The organism is Pseudoduganella chitinolytica (assembly GCF_029028125.1).
Lineage (GTDB): Bacteria > Pseudomonadota > Gammaproteobacteria > Burkholderiales > Burkholderiaceae_D > Rugamonas > Rugamonas chitinolytica.
This window is the reverse complement of the sequence record NZ_CP119083.1, coordinates 143,552-159,218: the sequence shown is the minus strand read 5'-3', so window position 1 is coordinate 159,218 and position 15,667 is coordinate 143,552. Positions and strand designations below refer to the sequence as shown.

The following is a 15,667-nucleotide window of genomic DNA, read 5'->3' as shown; positions in this document are numbered from 1 at the left end:
ATGTTCGATATGAATGCGATGTTCTTAAAGGATGACTTCCGCTTGTTAGCTATGAAGACCATTTTTGCACTTACGCTTGTACTATCAGGATGTTCGATGAACGACAATTCTCCAGATACTTCGCTGCCACGCTATACAAAGCTGGAAGCATTTAATCCTCACCGCGCGAACTTCGTGTGCAAACACGAAGTTGACACTTCACCGCCTATCTCGGCAGAGGCTGAAAACGCTTTCCAGCAGGCGCTTATGCTCGACAATTATGAACTTTGGCCTACGCAACGCGACTATGGAAGGATTGCATACCTTTACGATCACGCTACAAAGCTGGGCCATTGGAAGGCGCAGTTCAACTTGGCCGGACTGTACTTGAAGGGTATAGGAGTTCCACAGGACATAGAGAAGGCGATCGTGCTCACAGAAGATCTGATGCGAAAGGGAGTCCCGGCCGCCTGGGATAATATGGGCGCATATTACATGGGTGGCATTGGACCACTCGAGCAGGACGCAACTATAGCATATGCCTTCTGGCAGAGGGCTGCCGACATGGGCAGCATGGCTGCACAGACATATATTGGCGCAAAACTGCTTGGAGCAAATGATCAGCCTCCGGAATGGTGGGCAAACAAGAAAGTAGGCATAAAGATGCTGGAATGCTCTTATGCACAGGGATTTGCAAAAGCGGGCTATGAACTTGGTCTAGAGTACACGATGCTTGGCAAGTCAGATGCGGCAAAAAAACCACAAGCGCTCCAGTACTTTCATCAAGCGGTCAAGCTGGGAAGCGAAGAGGCCGCAGGTTTTCTGTCCTCCGATTTCGACGGTGGGCCATCTGATCCATCAAGTATCGTTCCAGAGATCGACAAGGTTCGTTCAGAACGCTACGCAGTTCTCGCACGTGCACTGCACACGAATCCCGACCTACGCTTCCCTAACCTCGACAAGGTGTTACCGCTGCCGCCAGCAAAGCTACCGATGTGGGACGGGAACAAGGAGACGCTCATCAATGCAGCCAAAGCTGTCATGCCGAAGCCTGCCGCACCAGCTAAGCCCGCTGCGCAAGCGGTACCACTGCGGACGGGCAGAGCCTACATTCCTGAAGGCTGGGGCTTCCCGATAAGCCACAAACTACCGTGACCGCGCAGTATGAAAGCACTGCCGCGCCACTGGCCGGTTTCTGGATCGCGCGCCTGATGCATCCTGTAACCGAGCGCCATAAGGAATGGAACGCCGCGCAGTTGCCGCTCGCCTATGCGGAAGGTGAACTGTTCGATCGCACCCGCCCCGGCTTGCGCGATGAAGACGGCCGCATCCAGTTCCACTATCTCGGGCAGCCCGTGGAGCGGGCTGCGCCGGTTGCGCTGACCGAGCATCCGCTGGTGGCCCGGGGTGTGGGCCGCTACGCCGATTCGCCCTTGCTGCCGCGCGACTGCAAGGGCCACTTCCCCTGCCCCGAGGCCGGTATCTGGCGTGCCAGCGTGGCAGAGGATCACCCGTCCGCCCCTGTATTCAACCAGTGGCATCGGCAAGCCTACGTGGCTCGAGGCGATCATTTTCCGGAACCCAGGGCGCAGCATCTCGCCATCAATGCTCATGAGGTTACTTGGCAATGGCTGGGCCAGGCCAACGAATCGCGCGGCGACCTGGAATACGTGAGCTTGGGCGGCAGCGAAATCACGGCGGCGCAATCGTGAGTTCTCATCCGCATGAGCCTGGCGGCGCATTCGCGTTGCCACTTTCCTGGGGCAGTGAGCATGCGTAATGTGATCAGGCTGGGCGACGCCACGTCCCACGGCGGCAAGGTCGTCCGTGTCAGCGCGCCCCATATCACGGTGGAGGGTATCGCCGTGGCACGCGTCGGCGATGTCTGCAGCTGCCCTATCAAGGGGCACGACAACTGCACGATCGCGGAAGGCGACCCACATCACGTGGTCGATGGCATTCCCGTCGCCTATGCAGGATGCAAGACCACCTGCGGTGCCGTGCTGATTGCGAGCAGGAAACCTGGGCGCAACCTGATGGGAGACCGGGCGTCGCATTGGCCCGAGGAAGACTGAGACCCAATGAAAAGATTCCCATTCTCCACATCGCAGGCGACCAGCTTTGCAATGGTATTCCTGTTATCGGCGTGCACTACGAAGGACGAGCCGCGCGCTATGGGACTGCCACGCTTCACCAAACTCGAGGCGTTCCAGCCTCACCGTGCCGACTTTATCTGCAAGCACGAGGCAGACGTGAGCCCGCCGATTTCGCCGCAGGCCGAAGCCCTCTTCCAGCAGGCGCTGGCACGCGACGATCATGATCTGTGGCCCGCGCAGCGCGATTATGCGGGCATGGCCGCATTGTATGAGAAGGCAATGAGACTGAGCCATTGGAAAGCTCAATTTAATCTATCCGAGCTTCACTTAAAAGGGATCGGCGTTCCACAAGATATCGAAAAGGCCATTTCGCTGACTGAGGATTTAATGCACAAAGGCATGCCGGCAGCCTGGGACAACATGGGCACTTATCATATGGGCGGCGTAGGTCCACTGGCACAGGACGCAACTGTGGCATACGCATTCTGGCAGAAGGCCGCCGACTTGGGGAGTATGGCTGCGCAGACCCACATCGGAGCAAAACTTCTAGGTATAAACGATCAACCACCGGACTGGTGGGCCAATAAAAGAGTAGGCATGCAGATGCTCGAATGCGCATATGCTCAGGGATACAGCCGCGCGGCATATGAGCTGGGCATGGAGTACGCCACCCTCGGGCAAGCTGACAGCGCAATGAAATTGCCGGCTCTAAAATACTTTCAACAAGGAGTAAGATGGGGGAGCCGAGAGGCCGCAGGTGCTCTAGTTTCAGACTTTGACCTGGGTCCTTCCGATACGTCGAGCGTAGCCAGAGAAGTCGATAAGTCGCGGTCCGAGCGATATTTGGTTCTCGCGAACGCACTTCGTAGAAATCCCGACCTGCGCTTTCCCAACCTCGACAAAGTACTACCGCTGCCGCCGGCCAAGTTACCAATGTGGGACGGGAACAAGGATACGCTCATCAATGCAGCCAAAGCTGTCGTACCAAAGCCAGCAGCACCAGCGAAGCCCGCTACGCAACCGGTGCCGCTGCGAACGGGCAGAGCCCATATTCCCGAGGGCTGGGCACTTCCCGACAAACCAGAAACTCCTGTAACGGCCCAGTACGAAAGCACCGCGGCGCCGCTATCCGGTTACTGGATCGCCCGCCTGATGCACCCTGTTACCGAGCGCCAGCAGGCATGGAATGCCGCGCAATTGCCGCTCGCTTATAAGGAGGGGGAACTGTTCGATCGCACCCGCCCCGGCTTGCGCGATGAAGACGGCCGCATCCAGTTCCACTATCTCGGCCAGCCCGTCGAGCGGGCAGCACCGGTCGCGCAGAACGAGCATCCGCTGGTCCCTCGGGGTGTCGGCCGCTATGCCGATACGCCCTTGCTGGCGCGCGACTGCAAGGGCCACTTCCCCTGCCCCGAGGCCGGTATCTGGCGTGCCAGCGTAGTAGAGGATCACCCGTCCGCCCCTGTATTCAACCAGTGGCATCGGCAAGCCTACGTGGCTTGAGGCGATCATTTTCCGGAACCCAAGGCGCAGCATCTCGCCATCAATGCTCATGAGGTTACTTGGCAATGGCTGGGCCAAGCCAACGAACTGCGCGGCGACCTGGAATACGTGAGCTTGGGCGGCAGCGAAATCACGGCGGCGCAATCGTGAGTTCCCATCCGCATGAGCCAGGCGGCGCATTTGCCTTGTCTCTCGCCTGCAGTGGCGACAATGCGTAATGTGATCAGGCTGGGCGACGCCACGTCCCACGGCGGCAAGGTCGTCCGTGTCAGCGCGCCCCATATCACGGTGGAGGGCATCGCCGTGGCACGCGTCGGCGATGTCTGCAGCTGCCCTATCAAGGGACTCGACAACTGCACGATCGCGGAAGGCGGCCCGCATCACGTAGTGAGCTGCGCTTCCCCAACCTCGACGAGGTTCTCCCCCTGCCGCCGGGAAAGTTGCCCGGGTGGGACGGGAACAAGGAAACACTCATCAACGCCGCCAGAGGTATCGTGCTCAAGCTTCCATCGAAAACAGGACCTGCCTCACAAAAACGGTGACGCAGGCGTAAAAAAACCGGCCGAAGCCGGTTTTTTTACGCCTGACAGCCGCTTACTTCAGCTGTTCCTGCAGCAGCACGAGGATCTTCTCGGCCGTTGGCGACGCATCCGCCACGCCCTTGTTGTCCTGCACGGTGACCTGGCTGGTGTTGCCATCGGCCGCCGCCTTGACGACGATGCGGTAGCGCTGCGCTTCCTTGTCCGCTTCCGACGAGCCCCAGCTGAACAGGCGCTTGAAGAAGCCCTTCTTCTCGACCTGGTCGGCCACGTAGCGCACGAAGTAGATGCCCGACACGCGGTCGCGGTCTTCCACGGTGAAGCCGGCACGGTCCAGGGCCAGGCCAACGCGGCGCCACGAGCGGTCGAAGCCTTCGTCCGTCTCGACGTAGCGGTTGGTGCCCTCGCCCTTCAGGAACGCGTGCAGCGGCTGCACGATGGCGTTGTCGACCGCCGTCTTCGATGCCGCCTCGTCGGTGCCGCCCAGCTTCGTCATCAGGCGGGCCAGGAACAGCGCCTCCAGGTTCGGGTCGGACGGACGGGTCGTCCACGTCGCGATTTCCTTCTGCGGGCCCTGCAGCACTTCCTCGGCGCCGCGATGGCTGATGTAGATTTCGGTGGTGCCGTCGGCATTGCGCTCGACGCGGGTGCGGAACTTGTCGCGCTCGCCGCTGGAGTAGGCCGAATCGAACACCTTGCCGATCGTGCTGCGGATGAAGTCCTGCGGGATCTTGGCGCGGTTTTCGTTCCACTCCGTTTCCATCACCCCGGCCGTCGCGTTATCGACCGCCAGCGTGAAGCCGTTGTCTGCCCAGAAGGTCTTGAGCTGCGGCCACAGCGCATCGGCCGGCTGCTTGACGACCAGCCAGCGCTGGTTGCCCGCACGCACGACGCGCACGGCATCGTTGCCCGTGCTGGCGACGGCGTTGCCGGCCGGGACCTGGGCGGCGACCGGTGCCGTGCCTGGCGTGCCGCCGTGCTGGGCCGCGTAGCCCGACGCGGTGGCGACGCCGTTATTCGTATCCGGCAGCGCGTAGCGGTTGTCTTTCTGCAGTTGGGTCAGGTCCGGCGGGACGTCCAGCGTGCTGGCTTTCTTGGCCGATTTGTAGTCCACCGTGCTTTTGCCGACGACCGATTCGACCATGCCGCAACCGGTCAGGCTGAGCATGAGCGCACCGAGCACGAGCCCGCGTTGCGGGGTAAGAGAAGCTTTCTTTGTCATGTGGTTACTAAGGTAGAAGCTGAAAACCAGCTGGAATCTTCCTGACGGCTGCAGGCCTCGCGGCCTGCCGTCCGGGCTTTACTGCAGCACGCCCGCGCCCTGCAGGGCAGCGCGCACGCTTGCGTGGAATTCGTCGGCCAGCGGCACGAGCGGCAGGCGGATACCGGCCGGCATCTTGCCCATTTCCGCCAGCGCCCATTTGACGGGTACCGGGTTCGGCTCCACGAACAGCTTCTGGTGCAGCGGGAAGACGCGGTTGTTGATCTCGATGGCCTTGGCAATATCGCCTTCCATGGCGGCGGCGCACATGTCCGCCATGTCGCGCGGCGCCACGTTGGCGGTCACGGAAATATTGCCCTTGCCACCGGCCAGCATCAGCGCCATCGCGGTAGGATCGTCGCCGGAGTAGACAGCGAAGTCGCTCGGCGCCAGGCGCAGCAGGTCGATGCCGCGGCCGATGTTGCCGGTCGCGTCCTTGACGCCGACGATGTTGTCGATCGCGGCCAGGCGCAGGATCGTGTCATTCGACATGTCGGCTACGGTACGGCCCGGCACGTTGTACAGGATCACGGGCAGGTCGACCGCTTCGGCGATCGCCTTGAAGTGGCGGTACATGCCTTCCTGGGTCGGACGATTGTAGTAAGGCACCACTTGCAGCGTCGCGTCCGCGCCGGCTTCCTTGGCATAGCGGGTCAGGTTGATCGCTTCCGCCGTCGAGTTGCCGCCGCTGCCGGCGATCACGGGAATGCGACCGGCCACGCGGTCCACGCAGGCCTTGATCAGCGCGCAGTGCTCTTCCACGGTGACCGTGGCCGACTCGCCCGTCGTGCCGACGATGACGATGCCGTTGGTACCCTCGGCGATGTGCCAGTCGATCAGCCCGTTCAGTGCCGCGTAGTCGAGACTGCCATCCGCCTGCATCGGGGTAACGATTGCTACAATGCTGCCCTTAATCATAGGAAAACCAATTGCTAAAAGTATAGAAACGTCGATTGTAGACGATAGGCTGTGCCAATGGTGATTTTCGGGCTGGAATCACTTCTCCAACATCCCGTCAACCCGCCAGCAGCGCGGCCTCCCTGGGAAACTCGGCCTTGACGGCGCAGATGCGCTGGACCATGGCCTGTTTCGGCAGGTTAACGATCCCATCCTCGAAAGCGATGACACGCAAGCCATGTTGCCGTGCAATTTCCAGCAACTCGCCCGCTTTCAGCAGGAAATCCGGGTTGGAGGGCTTGCCGAACGCGGCATTGCCGTCCGCGAATGTTTCATAGACCAGCACGCCATTGGGCGCCAGGCTGCCGACCATGCCGGCGAAGAGCGGCCGGTGCAGGTAGTTCGTGACGACAATCCCGGCAAAGCGCTGCGGCCCGAAGGGCCAGGCGGCGCCCTCTTCCTCCAGGTCGATCTCGCTGGTGACAATGCCGGAACCGCTCGCCGCGGCCAGCGCGGCCGGGTCGCGGTCCACGGCCACGACGGCATGGCCCAGCGCCTGCAAGTAGCGCGCGTGGCGGCCGCTGCCGCAAGCCAGGTCCAGCACCTCGCCGCCCGGGATCAGGGGCGCAAACCGTTGCACCCAGGGAGAAATCACATCGATGGCCATGTGGCCGGTTGCTGCATCGTTCATCGTTTCACTCATCTCGTCTGCTTCAGGTATAGCTGAGGCCCATTGCCTCGCGCACGTCGCGCATCGTTTCCTGCGCCAGCTTGCGTGCCGTCTCGTTGCCGTCGGCCACGATGGCGCGCAGCAGCGACGGATCGTCCAGGTAGGGCTGGGCTCGTTCGTGCATGGGCTCCTGCTCGGCCAGCACGGCGTCGATCACGGGCTGCTTGCATTCCAGGCAGCCGATGCCAGCCGCGCGGCAGCCCTTCTGGGCCCACTCCTGCGTGGCGGCATCGGAATAGACCTGATGCAGTTGCCAGACCGGGCAGCGCGTCGGCTCGCCCGCATCGGTGCGGCGCACGCGCGCCGGATCGGTGGGCATGGTGCGGATCTTCTGGGTGACGCTCTTGCCGTCCTCGCGCAGGCCGATGGCATTGCCGTAGCTCTTGCTCATCTTGCGCCCGTCCAGGCCGGGCAGTCGCGACGCCGCCGTCAACCGGGCCTGCGGCTCCACCAGGATCAGCTTGCGGCTGCCCTCCAGGTAGCCGAACAGGCGCTCGCGGTCGATCATCGACAGGCTGCCGGCCTCGTCCAGCATGGCCTTGGCCTGCTCCAGCGCGTCGTCGTCGCCATCCTGCTGGTACAGCGTGCGCAGTTCCGCGTACAGCCGCGCCCGCTTGCTGCCCAGCTTCTTCACCGCATCCTGCGCTTTCCGCTCGAAGCCCGGCTCCTTGCCGTACAGGTGATTGAAACGGCGCGCGATCTCGCGCATCATCTCCACGTGCGGCACCTGGTCCTCGCCGACCGGCACCTCGCTGGCGCGGTAGATCAGCACGTCGGCCGCCTGCAGCAGCGGGTAGCCGAGGAAGCCGTAGGTGGCCAGGTCGCGGTGGGCCTGGTTGTCGATCTGGTCCTTGTAGGTCGGTACCCGTTCCAGCCAGCCCAGCGGCGTGGCCATCGACAGCAACAGGTGCAGCTCGGCGTGCTCCGGCACGCGCGACTGGATGAACAGCGTCGCCTGCGTTGGGTCGACGCCGGCGGCCAGCCAATCCACCAGCATGTCCCAGGTAGCCTTCTCGATGATCGCGGGGTCGTCGTAATGGGTAGTGAGCGCGTGCCAGTCGGCCACGAAAAAGAGGCAGGGCTGCTCGGCCTGCAGCCTGATCCAGTTCTTCAAGGCCCCATGGTAGTGGCCCAGGTGCATGCTTCCCGTGGGACGCATGCCGGAAACGACGCGGTCGGGATACATGGCTTCGGCTCAGTCAGCGCACATGGCGGTCTCAGGTCAACAGCAGCGCCAGCGGCGTCACCAGCGTCATGATCAGTTCGATCGTACCCGCCACGAGCGTCGTCAGCACGGAACGCAGCAGGCCCAGGTACATCAGCACGATCAGGCCCAGGAAAATATACGGTGTGTACTGCTCCAGCCGCGCATAGCTGCGCGCCAGCTCGTTGGGCAGGATCGCCGTGACGATGCGCCCGCCATCGAGCGGCGGCACGGGAATCAGGTTGAACACGCACATGACGGCGTTGACGATGATACCGCCCTGCGCCATCCCGACCAGGAACGGTTCCGTGACGTTCATCCCGGCCAGCAGGATGCTCCACACCGCCCAGCCCAGCGCCATCGCGAAATTGGCGGCTGGTCCGGCGGCGGCGACAAAACCCATCTGCTTTTTCGGATTGCGCAGGCGGCTGTAGTCCACCGGTACAGGCTTGGCGTAGCCGAACGGCATCTTCAGGAAGTAATAGGTCAACAGCGGCAGCACGATCGTGCCGAACGGGTCGATATGGCGCATCGGGTTGGCGGACAGCCGGCCCTGCTGGCTGGCCGTTGGATCGCCGAAGTAGCGGGCCGCGTAGCCGTGTGCCGCTTCGTGCAGCGAGATCGCGAACAATACGGGAATCGCGTACAGCGCGACGTTGCGGATGACCAGGTCAAGTTCATTCATGGGGAAAATTTTACCAGACTGGCAACAGCTGCCTGCCGCCGGGCTGCCTTAGATGAGGTAAATTCAGGAAAAGAAGGGTTACAGTCCCAGGGTGGCGGGATCGCCGCGGCCCACGCGGACCAGCTCGGGCTCGTCGCCCGTCAGGTCGACGACAGTCGTCATCTCCATGCTGCAGGCGCCGCCGTCGATGACGAGGTCGAGCTGCTTGCCGATGCGCTCGTTGATGGCTTCCGGGTCGTTCAGCGGCTCGTCCTCGCCCGGCAGGATCAGGGTGGAGGACAGCAGCGGCTGTTCCAGCTCGCGCATCAGCGCTTCGACGATGGGCGTTTCCGGCACCCGCAGGCCGATGGTCTTGCGCGAGGGGTGCGACAGCCGGCGCGGCACGATCCGCGTCGCTTCCAGGATGAACGTGAACGGTCCCGGCGTACCCAGCTTGAGCAGGCGGAACTGGCGGTTGTCGACACGCGCATACACGCCGATTTCAGACAGGTCGCGGCACAGCAGCGCCAGGTGATGCTTCTCGTCGATGCCGCGGATGCGGCGCAGGCGCTCGACGGCGCCCTTGTCGTCCAGGTGGCACACCAGCGCATAGCAGGAGTCCGTGGGCACGGCGACGACACCGCCGCCGTGGATGATCTGCGCCGCCTGCTTGATCAGGCGGGCCTGGGGATTCTGGGGATGGACCTGGAAGTATTGACTCATGTGTTGACAGGTTCAGCGCAGCGCCTGCAGCGCCGCGATCCGTTGCTCGAACGGAGGATGGGTGGAAAACAGCGCGGACCAGCCGGCGCCGTTCGAGATACCGGAGGCAGCGATGTTCTGCGGCAGTGCGCCGGGCTCCATGCCGCCCAGGCGTGCCAGCGCGCGCTGCATCGGCACCGTATTGCCCAGCAGGCGGGCGGAGCCGGCGTCCGCGCGGAACTCGCGCTGGCGCGAGAACCAGGCCACGATGATGGAAGCCAGGATGCCGAACACGATCTCGCACACGAACACCGTCACCATGTAGCCGATGCCGGGGCCGCGGTCCTCGTTCCCGCGCAGCAGCACCTTGTCGACAAAGAAGCCGACCACGCGTGCCAGGAACACGACAAACGTGTTGACGACGCCCTGGATCAGGGTCAGCGTGACCATGTCGCCATTGGCGATGTGCGCCACCTCGTGCCCCAGCACCGCCTCGACCTCCTCGCGGTTCATCGATTGCAGGAGGCCCGTGGAAACGGCGACCAGCGCCGAGTTCTTGAAGGCACCCGTGGCGAACGCATTCGGCTCGCCGTCATACACGGCCACTTCCGGTATGCCGATGCCGGCGCGCTGGGCCAGGCGCTGCACGGTGGACACCAGCCACTGCTCGGTGGAGTTCTGCGGCGCATCGATCACGCGCGCGCCCGTCGACCATTTCGCCATCGGCTTGGACATCAACAGCGAGATGAAGGAGCCGGTGAAGCCCACCACGAGCGAGAACGCCAGCAGGCTGCCCAGCTGCAGCTGGCCGCCCGCACCGGGCCGGCCGATGCCGAGCAGCGACAGCACGATGGACAGCACCAACATCACGGCAAGATTGGTGGCAACAAACAGGACAATGCGTTTCATGGTATTTCCGCTCCGCTGGAATACGTGGTTCAGTAAAAGCCCATGGCCTGGTTGGGCACGGTGGGCCGTACCCCGGACTCGACCATATTGAAGTTCAATAAGATGTTGGTCGAGTGCGGGTTCTTCAAGGTTTGCCGCACCCAGTGGATGGGGTTGTTCGACAGCGAATTGTCGGCCGGCAGCACGCAGGCGAAATAATTGTCGTCGTCGCCATCCTCGTCGAAATTCACCATCGCCCAATGCCAGCCGAAGCGGCGCACATACTGCTGGCCGATCAGCGCGCCGATGCCGACGATCTGCTCCTCTTCCAGCGTGCCGCCCTCTTCCTTGCGCTGGCGGATGAACGCGGTGACGGCCTCGATGATGGCCTTGGGCCGGTCGTCCAGGTCCAGGCCCAGCAATTCGGCGCCCAGGCGGCTGTAGTCGGCCACGTCGCGGGCCAGGTCGTCGGGCAGGTCACGAAAATCGGGCATGCAATCCTCCAGGATCCTCTTTGGCATAACGATACCCGCGCCGTTTGACCGCAGTAAGACAGCGCGGTTCGCGCAAATGGCAGCGTGGCGCGTCGGTTACAACAGGGGCAAATCAGAACCAGTCGCGCCACACGGGCGTCACGTTGCCCGGCAGTGGCGGCAGCGCGGCAAAGTCGACCCTGGCCTCACCCGGCGCGTGGAAATCGGTGCCGCGCGACGCCAGAAAACCGTAGGCATTGGCCAATTGCGCGTAGACGGGGTACTGGTCGGGCGTGTGGCTGCCGGTGACGACCTCGATGGCGGCGCCGCCCAGTTGTTTGAATTCATCGAACAGCACGCCCTGCTGCAAGGGCGTGAAACGGTAGCGGCCTGGGTGGGCAATGACGGCGATGCCGCCGGCGCCACGGATCCAGCCGACCGCGTCCTCCAGGCTGGCCCAGCGGTGCGGCACGTAGCCCGGCTTGCCTTCGGACAGGTATTTACGGAACACCTCGGAGACGTTGGCGCAATACCCCTCCTGGACCAGGTAGCGGGCGAAGTGGGTGCGCGACATCAGCGCCGGGTTGTCGACGTAGCTCATCGCGCCTTCGTAGGCGCCGAAGATGCCGGCCTTCTCCAGCTGCGCGCCGATCTCGCGGCCACGCGCGTCGCGCCCCGACCGGGTCGCCGCCAAGCCCTGCACGAGGGCCGGATCGTTCTCGTCGATCTGCAGGCCGACGATGTGCACCGTCTCGCCGCCCCACGTGATGGAGATCTCGACGCCGGCGACGAAACGCATGCCCTGCTCGCCAGCGGCGGCGCGGGCGGCAGCAGTGCCGCCGACCTCGTCATGGTCCGTCAGCGCCCAGACGTCGACACCCCCCTTGCGCGCGTGGACGGCCACCTGCGCGGGTGGCAGTACACCATCGGAAACATTGGAATGGCAGTGCAGGTCTACTTTCATCGGAATTCTGTTCGGGCAAACGCAAGATGGCAACGAAGTGCCATTGTACGCTGCCTGCCGCGTGCGCGTCGGCTACACGAGGAACGCTTCGATCATCTCCGCCAGCAGCGCCGGCTGGTCGTGGTGCAGCATATGGCCCGCGTCCGGCATCCTCTTCGGCGTGACATTGGCGATGTGCGCCATGCGCCGGTCCACCTCGCGCCGGCCCTCCTCCGGGCCGCCCATCCACAACCACATATTGGTGTGCTCGGCCTCCACCCACAGCACGGGCGCGGTGATCTGGCGCCAGCATGCCAGGATATCCTCCACGTGGTACGGCAGCGGGCTGCCCTGCTTGTGTACCGGGTCGCCCAGGATTTCCCACTCGCCGGCCGCGTTCGGGGCCGACCAGTGCTGGGCGAGGAAGGCCGCGCGTTCGTCCGTCAGGCGCGGGTTGGTCTTCTGCAGCCGCGCCGCGACGGCCTGCACGTCCGGATAGCCGCGCATCGTGGGCGGTTCCAGCAGCTCGTCCAGCCACTTGGCATACTTGCGCGGTGCGTCCTCGGGCACGGCCGCCTTCAGGCCGAACCCCTCCAGGTTGATCAGGCGGCGGATGCGCGCGGGACGCACGCCGGCATAGATGCCGACGATATTGCCGCCCATGCTGTGCCCCAGCAGGTTGACGGCGCCCTCGGGCTGGTAATGGCGCAGGATGGCGTCCAGGTCGGCCAGGTAGTCGGGGAACCAGTAGGTGTCCGTACCGGGCCGCTCCGTCAGGCCGAAGCCGCGCCAGTCGGGCGCGATCACGTGCCAGTCGCCCTGCAGGTGGTCGACGACGAACTGGAACGAGGCACCGACGTCCATCCAGCCGTGCAGCATGAAGATCTTGGGGGCGCCGATGCGGCCCCAGTGCCGCACGTGGGTGCGCAGGCCGCGAACGGTCAGGAATTCGGAGCGGGAGGGTGTCATGGGATATCTTGAAAAAACGCCAGGCAGCGCAATATGCGCCCCTTGGCCGGAGCAAAACAGCATATTAGCACGACCGTTCTAAATTCGTACGACGACCGGCGCCGGCGCCCAAGGGCGTAAAATACGGGCATTATTTCCCGTTAAGCAAGGACAGCCATGGCCATCTACCAGCTGGGCGAGCACGTGCCCGAGATCGACGATTCCGCCTTCGTGGCCGACAGCGCCACCGTGATCGGCAAGGTGACGTTGCAGCCGGACAGCTCCGTCTGGTTCGGCGCGACGATCCGGGGCGACAACGAACGGATCACGATCGGTGCCGGCAGCAACGTCCAGGAAGGTACCGTGATGCATACCGATATCGGCTATCCGCTGGACATTGGCGCCAACGTGACGATCGGCCACCAGGCCATGCTGCACGGTTGCACGGTGGGCGATGGCGCGCTGATCGGCATCCAGGCCGTGATCCTGAACGGCGCGAAAATCGGCCGCGGCTGCCTGGTGGGCGCGGGGGCCCTCGTCACGGAGGGGAAAGAATTTCCGGACAATATGCTGATCATCGGTTCGCCTGCGAAGGCCGTGCGCGAACTGGCGGCCGAGGACGTGGCGCGGCTGCAGGCCAGCGCCGACAGCTACGTGCAACGGGCACGGCTGTTCAAGACACAACTTAAAAAGATTGGATAAAGCATGACCCAGGATACGCTGCAAAAATTTATTTTCGACAACGCCGCCGTACGTGGCGAGCTGGTCGACATTTCCGCCACGTGGCGTGAAATCCAGGCCCGCCACACGTACCCCGTTGCCGTCAAGCGGCTGCTGGGACAGATGGTGTCCGCCGCCGCCCTGCTGTCGGCCAACCTGAAGTTCAACGGCTCCATCGTCATGCAGATCCATGGCGACGGCCCCGTGCGCCTGCTGGTCGTCGAATGCGACTCGCAACTGCGCATGCGCGCCACCGCCAAGCTGAACGAGGGCGCGCCGGTATCGGACGATGCGAACGTCATCGACCTGCTGAACCAGCATGGCAAGGGCCGCTTCATCATCACGCTCGATCCGGCCGAGAAGGTGCCGGGCCAGCAGCCGTACCAGGGCATCGTGCCGCTGGACGGCGAGGACGTGGCGACCATCATCGAGCACTACATGCTGCGCTCGGAGCAGCTGGATACGAAGCTGTGGCTGGCGGCGGACGACAACACGGCGCGCGGCCTGCTGCTGCAAAAGCTGCCGCTGCATGGCGGCAAGGCCGAAAGCAATCCCGTCACGCAGGAGGAAGCGCTGGAGACGTGGAACCGCGCCAGCATGCTGGGTGCCACGCTGAAGGAAGAGGAAATGCTGACGACGACCATCGACGTCCTGCTGCAGCGCCTGTTCTGGGAAGAGACGATCCGCGTGTTCGACCCGGTCCACCCGTCGTTCCACTGCACCTGCAACCGCGAGAAGGTGGGCAATATGCTGAAGATGCTGGGCCGCGAGGAAGTCGAGGAAGCGCTGGCCGAACAAGGCAAGCTGGGTATCAACTGCGACTTCTGCGGCAAGCACTACGACTACGACGCCGTCGACTGCGCCCAGCTGTTCGCCAGCGACGCGCCCGCCGAGGCGCTGATCCACGCCACCGAAGCGAAGCACTGACACCTTCACACCCGGCATACAACCCGGGACAGACCCCTGTTTCCAGGAAAAGTTTCCTGAAAACCCGGGTCTGTCCCTAATGCCGCTAAGTTAAGCGCACGGTCGCCGGGTTAGGGTCTGTCCACGCAGGGGACTGACCCTGGTTTTAATCGCAGAAGCATGAACTTCCGCGAGAGAAACCGGGGTCAGTCCCGAAAACGGGACAGACCCCAAGCCTTGAGGCTATTGTACGGATATCAGAATCTCTCAACTTAGCGGCATTAGGGTCTGTCCCGGGTTTTTTAATGGTAGCTCAGCGCGTTGTAGATCGTGCGCCGTGTGTCCTCGATGCGGCGGCGGCCGTGCATCACGCGGGCGTTGTCGATGACGACGATGTCGTTGTCCTGCCAGCCCACGTCCACCGTGTGGCGCTGGCAGACGTCGTCCAGCGCGGCGCGCATTGCATCGGACAACGGCGTGCCGTCGGCGAACGCGATGCGCGGACGTTCGTAGTTGAACGATGGCCCGAAGATGCTGTTGGCGAATGCGGGCAGGCCCGGGCTGAACGGCGAGCGATGCAGGATCGCCGGCGTGCGGAAGCTGTAGGTCACCGAGTCGTCCGCGTTCAGTTCGATCTGCGTATGCATATTGCCGTTGACGAGGGCCAGCAGGCGCTCGAAGCAGGCCCGCGTGTCGCTGGCCTGCGTGCCACCCTCACCGGCGTGCCGCACGTAGTTCTTCCACAGTTCCGCGCCGACGCTGCGGGTGTAGATGATGTCCTGCGCCTGCAGCGCTGCGCGCATCTGCGGCGACAGGTCGCGGAATACGGCGGCGCCGTCGCACACGGTGGTCTGCGATCCGACGGCCGGCGCCTGGGTGCAGAAGAACCAGCACAGGTCGGGCCAGAACGGGCTGTTGCCGTTTTCGCAGTGCAGGCCGATGGCGTCATTGCCGGCATCGACCTTCTGCGCCAGGACCTTGCCTTCCCTGTCGTGGAACTGGCGCGCCGGGTCGAGGCTGATGCGGCTGCTGTGGGCGCGCACCAGGTCGGAGAAGCCCTGCACATCGCACGGGAAGCCGCGCAGCACGACATAGCCGTAGCGCCCCAGCCACTCGGCCAGTTGTGCCTTGTCGATCGACGCCAGGCTTTCGCCGGCCTCGCCTTGTACCACCAGACCCGCCTGGCGGGTATGAACTGCAGTTTGCACGTATGT

At 63.5% G+C, this 15,667-nt stretch carries 17 protein-coding genes and 1 pseudogene; 7 read left to right on the top strand and 11 right to left on the bottom strand.

From position 1 onward, the window contains the following. The 5 genes and pseudogenes from PX653_RS00690 to PX653_RS00670 all read left to right on the top strand — a co-directional run. Positions 1–1,134 carry an SEL1-like repeat protein gene (locus PX653_RS00690; protein ID WP_277416048.1) on the top strand — a complete coding sequence of 378 codons (1,134 nt, stop codon included), beginning with the start codon at positions 1–3 and terminating at the stop codon, positions 1,132–1,134. Continuing rightward, on the top strand, positions 1,131–1,691 hold the full coding sequence (locus PX653_RS00685) for a hypothetical protein (RefSeq protein WP_277416047.1): 561 nt from the start codon (positions 1,131–1,133) through the stop codon (positions 1,689–1,691). The genes PX653_RS00690 and PX653_RS00685 overlap by 4 nt, the downstream gene beginning before the upstream one ends. Positions 1,692–1,751: 60 nt before the next feature. After that, the gene (locus PX653_RS00680) at positions 1,752–2,054 is read left to right on the top strand and encodes a PAAR domain-containing protein (protein WP_277416046.1); all 303 of its coding nucleotides are present in this window, start codon (positions 1,752–1,754) and stop codon (positions 2,052–2,054) included. A gap of 6 nt (positions 2,055–2,060) precedes the next feature. Beyond that, entirely contained in the window at positions 2,061–3,578 is a 1,518-nt protein-coding gene (locus PX653_RS00675) for an SEL1-like repeat protein (protein WP_277416045.1), read from the top strand. Positions 3,579–3,740: 162 nt separating this feature from the next. Beyond that, positions 3,741–3,953: pseudogene (locus PX653_RS00670) on the top strand (PAAR domain-containing protein); the annotation flags it as partial. A 219-nt stretch (positions 3,954–4,172) separates the two neighbouring features. On the opposite strand, the gene bamC reads toward PX653_RS00670, so the two are convergent. From bamC to PX653_RS00620, 10 genes are all read right to left on the bottom strand, one after another. Continuing rightward, positions 4,173–5,285 (bottom strand): NlpB/DapX family lipoprotein, encoded by a 1,113-nt coding sequence (gene bamC, locus PX653_RS00665; protein WP_277416044.1) that lies wholly within the window; start codon positions 5,283–5,285, stop codon positions 4,173–4,175. Positions 5,286–5,417: 132 nt separating this feature from the next. Beyond that, the gene (gene dapA, locus PX653_RS00660; RefSeq protein WP_277416043.1) at positions 5,418–6,296 is read right to left on the bottom strand and encodes a 4-hydroxy-tetrahydrodipicolinate synthase; all 879 of its coding nucleotides are present in this window, start codon (positions 6,294–6,296) and stop codon (positions 5,418–5,420) included. Positions 6,297–6,393: 97 nt separating this feature from the next. After that, a complete protein-coding gene (locus tag PX653_RS00655) occupies positions 6,394–6,966 on the bottom strand; it encodes a class I SAM-dependent methyltransferase (RefSeq protein WP_277416042.1) in 573 nt (190 codons plus the stop codon). 22 nt (positions 6,967–6,988) lie between these two features. Then, positions 6,989–8,191 (bottom strand): tryptophan--tRNA ligase, encoded by a 1,203-nt coding sequence (locus tag PX653_RS00650; RefSeq protein WP_277416041.1) that lies wholly within the window; start codon positions 8,189–8,191, stop codon positions 6,989–6,991. A gap of 31 nt (positions 8,192–8,222) precedes the next feature. Beyond that, on the bottom strand, positions 8,223–8,894 hold the full coding sequence (locus tag PX653_RS00645; protein ID WP_277416040.1) for a site-2 protease family protein: 672 nt from the start codon (positions 8,892–8,894) through the stop codon (positions 8,223–8,225). A gap of 78 nt (positions 8,895–8,972) precedes the next feature. Next, on the bottom strand, positions 8,973–9,596 hold the full coding sequence (locus tag PX653_RS00640; RefSeq protein ID WP_277416039.1) for an L-threonylcarbamoyladenylate synthase: 624 nt from the start codon (positions 9,594–9,596) through the stop codon (positions 8,973–8,975). Positions 9,597–9,608: 12 nt separating this feature from the next. Continuing rightward, a complete protein-coding gene (htpX, locus tag PX653_RS00635; protein ID WP_277416038.1) occupies positions 9,609–10,484 on the bottom strand; it encodes a protease HtpX in 876 nt (291 codons plus the stop codon). A 29-nt stretch (positions 10,485–10,513) separates the two neighbouring features. Continuing rightward, positions 10,514–10,957, bottom strand: coding sequence for a hypothetical protein (locus PX653_RS00630; protein ID WP_277416037.1), 444 nt, complete (start codon positions 10,955–10,957; stop codon positions 10,514–10,516). Between the two features lie 112 nt (positions 10,958–11,069). Next, positions 11,070–11,900 (bottom strand): 3',5'-nucleoside bisphosphate phosphatase, encoded by an 831-nt coding sequence (locus PX653_RS00625; protein WP_277416036.1) that lies wholly within the window; start codon positions 11,898–11,900, stop codon positions 11,070–11,072. Positions 11,901–11,972: 72 nt separating this feature from the next. Beyond that, entirely contained in the window at positions 11,973–12,848 is an 876-nt protein-coding gene (locus tag PX653_RS00620) for an alpha/beta fold hydrolase (protein WP_277416035.1), read from the bottom strand. A gap of 156 nt (positions 12,849–13,004) precedes the next feature. Here PX653_RS00620 and PX653_RS00615 point away from each other — a divergent pair, with 156 nt between their 5' ends. Both PX653_RS00615 and hslO read left to right on the top strand, forming a co-directional pair. Further along, positions 13,005–13,529 (top strand): gamma carbonic anhydrase family protein, encoded by a 525-nt coding sequence (locus PX653_RS00615; protein ID WP_277416034.1) that lies wholly within the window; start codon positions 13,005–13,007, stop codon positions 13,527–13,529. A gap of 3 nt (positions 13,530–13,532) precedes the next feature. Then, entirely contained in the window at positions 13,533–14,474 is a 942-nt protein-coding gene (hslO, locus tag PX653_RS00610) for an Hsp33 family molecular chaperone HslO (protein WP_277416033.1), read from the top strand. A gap of 281 nt (positions 14,475–14,755) precedes the next feature. Here hslO and PX653_RS00605 read toward each other — a convergent pair whose 3' ends face one another. Beyond that, positions 14,756–15,661, bottom strand: a complete 906-nt coding sequence (locus PX653_RS00605) for a TauD/TfdA family dioxygenase (RefSeq protein ID WP_277416032.1) — start codon at positions 15,659–15,661, stop codon at positions 14,756–14,758. Positions 15,662–15,667 lie beyond the last annotated feature (6 nt).